This window comes from Ralstonia flatus (assembly GCF_958439105.1).
In the GTDB taxonomy this organism is placed as follows: Bacteria; Pseudomonadota; Gammaproteobacteria; order Burkholderiales; family Burkholderiaceae; genus Ralstonia; species Ralstonia flatus.
The window spans coordinates 1-1,172 of the sequence record NZ_CAUDLI010000023.1; the positions used below are offsets into that span (position 1 = coordinate 1).

1 protein-coding gene and 1 pseudogene are annotated in these 1,172 nt (G+C 58.7%); both read left to right on the forward strand.

Translation table 11 applies throughout. The features are described from left to right. The coding region (locus R2676_RS26240; RefSeq protein WP_410482511.1) for an IS3 family transposase at nucleotides 1-157 on the forward strand (157 nt) is incomplete at its 5' end. 884 nt (nucleotides 158-1,041) lie between these two features. Continuing rightward, nucleotides 1,042-1,172: pseudogene (locus R2676_RS26125) on the forward strand (IS256 family transposase); the annotation flags it as partial.

Below are 1,172 nucleotides of genomic sequence, written 5' to 3' on the forward strand. Positions count from 1 at the left end.
TGCCAACCATGACGAGGCGCGATGCGACATCGCCCAATACATCGTCGGCTTCTATAACCCCGTGCGTTTGCACTCAACCTTGGGCTACCTGTCGCCCTGCGCCTACGAGGCCAAACGAACAGCGAAACAACCTAGCGACGTGTCCGAAATTACTTGACCACCACATTGAATTTATGTCGCAAGGAGGGAGGGGAGGCAAACTCGCTGCGCTCAGACAGGCCTCCCCTCTTTTTCCTCCTTGCAACAGAAATTCAAGGCGCCGCATAGGGCAGGAACGTCAAAGGCCAAACCATCGATCACCCGTGCAGCAGGCACCACCAACACAACGCGAAGCAAAGCGAGCAGCAAAGCGAGCAACAACAGCAGCAAACCAGTGCCACCCAGGCCAGCACACCGTCGGTGTGGCCGTTGACGTTCCTGCCCTTGATGGCGCCTTGGATTTTTGTAAGCGGGCGGAAAAAAGACGGGGAACTGTCTGAGCGAAGCGAGTTTTCCCCGTCTCCGCCCGGTTACAAAAATCCAAGGGGAAGTCGCCATCTCGGGCGCGCCTTTCTTTGCTTACTTTCTTTGGCAAGACAAAGAAAGTGAGTCGCCCCCGGCAGGGGGAGAAACAAGCGCTGCGCCGCCGCGCCACCCCATCAAACCACCAGTTCCAAATTCCAAACTCAACACGCGGAGCTATTTTCTCGGCAGCCCGAGCTCAGAACTCGACGCATGGAGCTTTTTGCTCGGCGCCCCGAGCTCAGAGCCCGACACATGGAGCTTTTTGCTCGGCACCCCGAGCTCAGAGCTCGACACACGGAGCTTTTTGCTCGGCACCCCGAGCTCAGAGCTCGACGCATGGAGCTTTTTGCTCGGCGCCCCGAGCTCAGAGCTCGACACATGGAGCTTTTTGCTCGGCAGCCCGAGCTCGGAGCTCGACGCATGAAGCTTTTTGCTCGGCGCCCCGAGCTCAGAGCTCGACAGCGGCACGGCAGACCGCCAAGTGGGGCCTGTCAGTAATTTCGTGTTCAAGGCATAACATGCCCTCAAGGAGGGTTTATGCCTCGCAAACCAAAGAACAAGCCGGGCGATCTGCCGGCGATTCCCGCCGAGCTGCTTGAGCAGTTTGGCAGCGGCCCGATGACAGCCGAAGCCATCAATGCCGCGACGCTTGCGCTCAAGAAGGCCCT